This is a genomic window from Nonomuraea sp. NPDC050394, from assembly GCF_044459065.1.
GTDB lineage: Bacteria > Actinomycetota > Actinomycetes > Streptosporangiales > Streptosporangiaceae > Nonomuraea.
On record NZ_JBITIO010000041.1, the window covers coordinates 1 to 7,265 of the forward strand.

Consider the following 7,265-nt stretch of genomic DNA (forward strand, 5'->3'; position numbering starts at 1 on the left):
CAGAAGGGCGTCCAGCTCAGTCTTCACAAACCGATCTTGGACGCCCTTCGCCATGCCCGCACACGATCAGCGAATTTCACATCAACGATCTAGCCCCCACACCCCGGCCCACGGGTATGGGCTTCGCACGGGGCCCTTCGCACTCGGGGCTCAGGCTGTCTTGCGTGGGGTCGCGTTCCCCACGCCCCGGCCTCCACGCCCCGGCCTCCACGCCCTGACCTCCCCGCCCTGGCCTCCACGCCCTGACCTCTACGCCCTGGCCTCTACGCCCTGGCCTCCACGCGCTGGCCTCCACGCCCCGGCCTCCGGGCGGCAGCCGTACCCCCCTCGACGGTCTTGAGAAAGCGTGGTTTGAGGCGTTGACCGGAATGACATCGCTCACCTAGCCTGTCTGCTACCAATCAGTTGGTAGGTTTTTGGAGGGCGCATGGAAGACCGGCCCGGCCTGGTGGAAAAGCTCGCCTTCTTCGGCGGCGTCGCGGGTGGGGCGCTGATGGGCGCGGCCTCCGGCTTCCTCCTGCTGTACCTCACCGACGTGGTCGGCATCGGCGCCGCAGCCGTTGGCACTCTGATGCTGGTGGCCAGGATCGTCGACGGCGCGAGCGACCCGATCATGGGCTACCTCGTCGACCACCTACCAGTCACTCGGTGGGGCCGGTTCCGCCTCTACGTGCTCATCGGCGGCATCCTCTGTGCCGTCTGCCTGGTGGCTCTCTTCGCCGCCCCCGCCTGGTTCCCGAACGCCCTGCTCGCCGCCTGGATCACGTACCTGCTGTGGGGCCTGCTTCTCGATCTGTTCCAGATCCCGGTGACGTCGTTGCTGCCCGTGGTGGCCGGCGACGCGCGTACCAGAAGCCAGCTCGCGAGCATCGTCGGCCTCACCGGCCTGCTGGCGGCGGCGCTGAGCACCGGCGCCACGCTCCCGATCGTCAAGGCGCTGGGGGGCGGCACGGGCGGCTGGCTCACGTACGTCAGCATGATGGCCCTGGTGGGCTGCGTCCTGGTGACCGTCATGGCGGTGCGCGTGCGCGAGCGCGTCAAGCCGTTGTCGCCGGAGCGCTACCGCCTGTCCGATGTACGCCGCGTCTTCTTCGCCCACCGAGCCGTCCCCATCCTGCTCACCTCGAAAGTGGCGGTACAGGCGGCCAGCGGCTCCCTCACCGCCGCCATGCCGTACTTCTTCCTCTACTACATCGGCGACCAGGCCTACCTCTCCGCCGCAGCCCTCGTCATGGCCGTGCCCATGGTCATCGGCGCGATCGTGGTCCCCGTCATGGCCAGGCGGCACGGCGCCAAACCCTGGTACCTCCTCAGCCTCGCCGTCTCCATCGCCGGCCTCGCCCTGCTGATGGCCGTCCCGCCGACGCTCGCGCCGGTGCTCGCCTGCTTCGCGCTGACGGGCTTCGGTTTCGGCGGCGCCGTGGCGCTGGGTCTGGTCCTGCTCGCCGAACTCGCCGACTACACCGAGTGGCAGTACGGCTTCCGCACCGAGGCCTCCCTCGCCGCCATGACCTCGTTCGCCACCAAGGCGGGCAGCGGTGTGGGCGGCGGGCTGCTCGCGTACACACTGGCCGCCACCGGCTACCGAAGCGGCGGCGTCGCCCAGGGCCCAGAAGCGATCCAGGGCATCCTGTACGCCCAAAGCCTGATCCCGGCCGCCATCGGCATAGTCGGTGCCCTGGCCTTCGCCGCGTACCCGATCACCCGCGAAGTAGCCGCCCGCGCCGCCGCCGACCTCGCCGACCGCAAACTCCTCCTCACCCAGCCCTGACCCCGGATCCAGGGGCCGCATGCGGCGTGCCGGGACGGACACGTGGCGTCGCGGGGCGTCGCGGGGGCGTCGCGGGGCGGCCGCACGTGGCGTCGCCAGGCTGGCGGCATGTGGCGTGGCGGGGCGGATGCATGTGGCGTTGCGGGGCGTTGCGGGTGGCGTCGCCAGGCTGGCAGCGCGTGGCGTTGCGGGGTGACCGCGCGCGGCGTCGCCGGGCTGGCGGCACGTGGCGGGGCGGGGCGGATGCACGTGGCGTTGCGGGGCGTCGCGGGGCGTTGCGGGTGGCGTCGCCAGGCTGGCAGCGCGTGGCGTTGCGGGGTGACCGCGCGCGGCGTCGCCAGGCTGGCGGCACGTGGCGGGGCGGGGCGGATGCACGTGGCGTCGCGGGGCGTCGCGGGGCGTCGCGGGGGCGTTGCGGGGGCGTTGCGGGGCGGACGTACGGGGCGTCGCGGGGCCGCTCTCTCCTGCCTCTGCTTCTGGCCCTGGTCGGAACGGAGTGCTGGAAAACCTACCGACTGATTGGTAATTTTTGGTAAGGTTTGTTGCATGGTAGCCAAGAGGCGCTATGCCGTCGGGGTGGCCCGCAGGGAGCAGATTCTCGAGGTCGCTCGTGAGGTGTTCAGCGTCAGGGGCTACCGAGGTGGGTCCATGCGGGACGTGGCCGCGCGCGTGGGGCTCAGCCTGGCGGGGGTGTTGCACTACTTCCCGTCCAAAGAGGATCTGCTGGCTGAGGTGCTTCAGCAGCGTGATGACATCGACATTCCGTGGTTCGAGGAGAAGTGGGCCGAACTGGGGAGCTTTCGGCTGGCGGTGCGGGAGCTTCAGGTTCGGAACATGGGGCGGGCCGGGGTCATGCGGTTGTTCGTCACGCTGTCGGCCGAGGCCGCTGATGCCCAGCATCCGGCGCACGACTTCTTCGCCAAGCGGTACCGCACCAGTCGTGAGCTGTTCTCGGCCACGCTGGCCAAGGCTCAGGAGCGGGGCGAGGTGGTGGAGGGCGCGAGTGGGCCGTTACTGATCGCCGTGCTGGACGGGCTGCAGGTGCAGTGGTTGCTGGAGCCGGACTTCGACCTCCTGACCGCCCTGGACGCCTACCTCGACAGCATTACGAGATAAGCCTTGCCGGGGGGGCCGCGTCCCACGTGGCCGTGTTGCCGACGGGGTTGTGATTCTGGTGCGTTCGCTCGAACCGGACAGGTCCATGGGCGAGCGGTTGTGGGGCCGTGCTGCTGACGGATTCGTGAGTCTCGCGGGCTCGCGGTTCTGTGGCTGCGCTTCGGGGTGGTGGGTGTCATGCCGGAACAGGGTCGGCGGGTTCTGGTGTCCGGGCGGATGGGGAGGCCGGCCGTGTGAGCGTGCTCTCCAAGCCGCGCGCGCCGGCCGTGTGGGTGTGCTCGCCGTGATGCGTGCGCCGGCCGTGTGGGTGTGCTCGCCGAGACGAGCGCGCCGGCCGAGCGGGAGTGCCGTAATGGAAAAACGACCTATCGGTTGGTTGATTTGTTAGGGTGGCGTGCATGCCGTCGAAACGACCGTACGCCGTGGGGATCGCGCGGAGGATGCAGATCCTTCAGGCGGCCCGAGAGCTCTTCAGCGTCCGTGGTTACCGGGGCGCGTCGATGCGGGATGTGGCGGCGGAGGTTGGGCTGACGCTGGCTGGGGTGTTGCACTACTTTCCGTCCAAGGAAGAGCTGCTGGCCGAGGTGCTTCAGCAGCGGACCGACATGGACGTCCCCTGGTTCGAGCAGACGTGGGCTGAGCTGGGGAGCTTTCGGCTGGCTGTTCGCGAGCTGATGGTGCGTAACATGGCTGATCCCGGGGTTATGCGGCTCTTCGTGACACTTTCGGCTGAGGCCACCGATCCCGGGCATCCCGCGCATGACTTCTTCGTCAAGCGGTACCGGACGAGTCGGGAGCTGTTCTCGGCCACGCTGGCCAAGGCGCGGGCCAACGGGGAGATCACCCGGCCGGTGAACGGGCCGTTGCTGATCGCCGTGCTGGATGGTCTGCAGATCCAGTGGCTCATTGAGTCGGACTTCGACCTGCTTGGGGCGCTCGACGCCTATCTGGACTCCATCACCGGGTGATCCCCGACGAGGACGAGTACGTGCCCGACCGGCTCCGCCCACCCGGGTCGGGCGTGTAACCAGGCACACCTCGCCCAGACCAGCGGTGGCCCTCTTGATCGGTGGGGAGGCGTCCGACGGCGTCTTCGAGGTCGGCGTGGGTGGACAGGGCGTACCGGCGGGTGGTGCCGAGGGAGCACAACCCCTACGTCGCAGCGGTGTCCGCCGAGATCTCGGGCTGGGCGAGGACGTCGCAGCGGTGTACGACTCGAATCGGACCCGGGCCATCATCGGCCGCTGATCCACCAGCGTAGCGAGGTTGTGTCGGACGTTCAGCGAGACCGCAGTCGTTCATCACCGCGAAGCATGCCGGGCGCAAGGTCTCCGGCCTCGCCACCCGCAGGCGTCCGTATCGCTTGACCTCGTGCGCGTCAGTCCGACAGCCAGTGCAACTCGTGCGCCAGGGCCTTGGCGACGGCACGGATGCGGTGGTGTAGCGGCGACTGCTCGCGTGGGAGCACCAGGTGGATCGTCAGGCTGGGCGCGCCCCGCAGCGGTCGCCAGGTGAGACCGGCCGGTGCCGACGTGACCGCGGCTTCTCCGGCCGGGGCGAGGGTGACCCCGTCGCGCAGGTCGCGCTGTGACATGTCGAAGGAGACCGCGGGCGTGTGGAATCGGGGATGTGGCCGGGTGCCTCGGAACAGTGCGGACAGCTGATCGTGGATCACCGGGTTGGCCGCACGGTCCGGGAGTCGCAGCGGGTACGCGGCCGCGTCGGCGATCTCGATCTCCGGATGTTCGGCCAGCGGATGATGCTCCGCCAACTGGACCCCGACGCGCATACGCCGCAGAGGGAACCGGCGCACGCCACGGCCCGGCTGTTCACCGCGGGTGATCCCGGCATCGACGCGGCCGTCGGCGACCGCGGCGGAGATCTCCGGTGTCGCCATCGGGACCGCGCTGACCTCGAGTCCGCTGTTGCCGCGAATCAGCCTGTCCACCAGGGCCGGCGTCGTCTCGGCCCCGGCGCTGAGGCTGTATCCGATACGCAGAGTGCCCAGCTCACCGGCCGCCGCGCTCCGGGCGGTGTCCCATGCCCGGTCCAGCGCCGCCAGCGCGGACGGCGCCGATTCCGCCAGAGCCGCACCGGCCGTGGTCAATACGACGCTGCGCGTGTTGCGGACCAGTAGGGCCGTACCGAGTTCCGCCTCCAATCGGCGCATCCGGGCGCTGAGCGCGGGCTGTGCGATACCGATCCGTGCGGCCGCGCGGGTGAAGTTCAGCTCCTGCGCCAGCACCAGGAAGTACCGCAGGCTCACCGTATCCGGCGCCACGTGCCCTCCCGCCGATTGATAACGATCCGTTCTGAGTCTAGCCCGTACCGATCTTTCCCTCGGCCGCACATGGAGCCCTAACCTGCGCATATGACGATGCGACCCGTCGCCGGGATCGATCGATCTGAGCGTCCATGCGAAGTCGGACGTGTCCGGCCCAACACAGGAGGTTTCCATGGCTAAGGGCTACTGGGTCAGTGTCTACCCCGCCAATACCGACCTTGAGGGGCTGGCTGCCTACGACAAGCTGGCCGGTCTGGCTGTCCAGGCAGGGGGTGGGCGCAACCTGGCCTTGCTCCCGTCTTGTGGCGGTCGAGTCGTAGCCCACGAGGCCGGGATCACGCAGCGCGTCGTTCTGATCGAGTTCGACAGCTTTGAACAGGCCGTCGCGGCATACGAGAGCGAGGCGTACCAGAAGGCGCTGGTGGCCCTCCCCGACGGATTCGAGCGCGACTTCCGCATCATCGACGGCATCGACTGACCGGCGGGCCCATGCAGCGTCGGACGGCTCGCGCCGGACGGACCCCCGCCGCTCCGTCTCACCCGGAGAGCACCGTGCGGGGAGCGCCGTGCGGGGAGCACGGCCAGCGGCTTCGAGGCAGCGGTCTATGGAGCTCGCGGCATCCGACTCGCCGAGCGAGCGGCAGGGCAGCCGTCTCGCAAGGCAAGTGGCCTCGGATGCCGGTGATCTCGCGAGAGTGTGCGGCTTCGGAGGTGGCGGTCCCGGGGGTGTGTGGCTTCGGGGTCGGCGGTCTTGGGGTGTGTGTGGCTTCGGAGGTGGCGCTCTTAGGTGGCGCGTGGCTTCGGGGGTGGCGCTCCTGGGGTGTGTGTGGCTTCGGGGGTGGCGGTCTCAGGGTGTGTGTGGCTTCGGGTGGTGGTCCTGTCGGGAGAGCTGGCTCACCAGCCTGCCCGTTCGTTCACCTCGTCAGCCAGCTTGTCCAGCCGCTCCGGATCCAAATAGGCCCCAGGAAACCGGGCAAGCCGCCGCACCGGCACCGACCCCGCCATCCGCAGAGCCGGCTCGGTGAGAAAGCGCGAATGCGACTGCCCGGTCTCGGCAGGCGGTCGCATCTCCCGCTGCAGCACATCCAGCCCTCCCGGCGCCGCCAGCCAATCGGCCAAGGGCGAATCAGGAGTGATGGCCGCCGGTAGAGGCTGTTTGGTGCCTTCCATCGCCACCGTGGCCGCCACCCGCAGATCCCGGGAGGAAGCGCCGACGTGGATGGTGGCGGTGCCCGGGTCGATGGTCCAGCGCCGCCGTACCGGATGGAAGTAGGCGAAGTCCCGGAAGGCGAGGTAGAAGCGCACGGTCGTGGAGGCACCCGGCTCTAGGGGGACTTTCCGGAAGGCGCGCAGTTCGCGGACGGGGCGGCGGACGTCGTGGCCGGGGGCGGCGACGTAGACCTGCGCCACCTCCTGACCGGCCCGGTCGCCGAGGTTGGTGATGCGGACGCTGACGCGGACGACGAGTTCCTCGCCGGAGCCGCGCGTGTGGACATCGAGGTCGGAGTAGCCGAACTCGGTGTAAGACAGGCCGTGCCCGAACGGATAGCTGACCGGCGCGTCGAGCGCGTCGTGGTAGCGGTAGCCGACGAAGACGCCCTCGGTGTAGCGGACGGTGCCGAGTTCGCCGGGGAAGTCGAGGTAGGAGGCGGTGTCCTCCAGGCGCAGCGGGATGGTCTCGGCCAGGCGCCCGGACGGGTTGACCTCGCCGTAGAGGATGTCGGCGATCGCGCCGCCGCCGGCCTGTCCGAGCAACCATCCTTCCAGTACGGCCGAGGCCGCCCCCTCCCAGTCCGCGACCCGGACCACGCCGCCGTTGGACAGCACGACGACCACGCGCGTCCCGGTGGCGGCCACGATGTCGAGCAGCGCACGCTGGTTGTCCGGAAGCTCCAGATGCGTACGGTCGTATCCCTCGCCCTCGTCCTCCGGCGGCAGCCCGAGGCAGACGACCGTGGTCGCGGCGCGCGCCCCGCCCGCCCCCCCCCCCCCCCCCCCGTACGGGGGAAGGCCGGCGTCCCCCAGCCCGTATCCCGGCGCGGACACCCCCGCCCCCCCCGCCCGCGCCCGCCACTCCGTGAGCCCCTCGTCCAC

General features: G+C 70.0%; 6 protein-coding genes. 4 read left to right on the forward strand and 2 right to left on the reverse strand.

Annotation, left to right across the window (positions count from 1 at the left end; all coding sequences use genetic code 11):
• Positions 1 to 427: 427 nt before the first annotated feature.
• The 3 genes from ACIBKY_RS55320 (at position 428) to ACIBKY_RS55330 (ending at position 3,855) form a co-directional block, all read left to right on the forward strand.
• Positions 428 to 1,771: an MFS transporter gene (locus ACIBKY_RS55320; RefSeq protein ID WP_397110759.1), complete on the forward strand. Its 1,344-nt coding sequence runs from the start codon at positions 428 to 430 to the stop codon at positions 1,769 to 1,771.
• A gap of 546 nt (positions 1,772 to 2,317) precedes the next feature.
• Positions 2,318 to 2,887: a TetR/AcrR family transcriptional regulator gene (locus ACIBKY_RS55325; RefSeq protein ID WP_397110761.1), complete on the forward strand. Its 570-nt coding sequence runs from the start codon at positions 2,318 to 2,320 to the stop codon at positions 2,885 to 2,887.
• Positions 2,888 to 3,285: 398 nt separating this feature from the next.
• On the forward strand, positions 3,286 to 3,855 hold the full coding sequence (locus tag ACIBKY_RS55330; RefSeq protein WP_379640997.1) for a TetR/AcrR family transcriptional regulator: 570 nt from the start codon (positions 3,286 to 3,288) through the stop codon (positions 3,853 to 3,855).
• Positions 3,856 to 4,265: 410 nt separating this feature from the next.
• Here ACIBKY_RS55330 and ACIBKY_RS55335 read toward each other — a convergent pair whose 3' ends face one another.
• Positions 4,266 to 5,168, reverse strand: coding sequence for a LysR substrate-binding domain-containing protein (locus tag ACIBKY_RS55335; RefSeq protein WP_397110763.1), 903 nt, complete (start codon positions 5,166 to 5,168; stop codon positions 4,266 to 4,268).
• 175 nt (positions 5,169 to 5,343) lie between these two features.
• Between ACIBKY_RS55335 and ACIBKY_RS55340 the strand changes: the two genes are divergently transcribed.
• Positions 5,344 to 5,649: a DUF1330 domain-containing protein gene (locus ACIBKY_RS55340; protein WP_397110765.1), complete on the forward strand. Its 306-nt coding sequence runs from the start codon at positions 5,344 to 5,346 to the stop codon at positions 5,647 to 5,649.
• Between the two features lie 416 nt (positions 5,650 to 6,065).
• On the opposite strand, the gene ACIBKY_RS55345 is transcribed toward ACIBKY_RS55340, so the two are convergent.
• Positions 6,066 to 7,265, reverse strand: a 1,200-nt coding sequence (locus ACIBKY_RS55345; RefSeq protein ID WP_397110767.1) for a glycoside hydrolase family 3 C-terminal domain-containing protein, incomplete at its 5' end; no start/stop codon positions are given.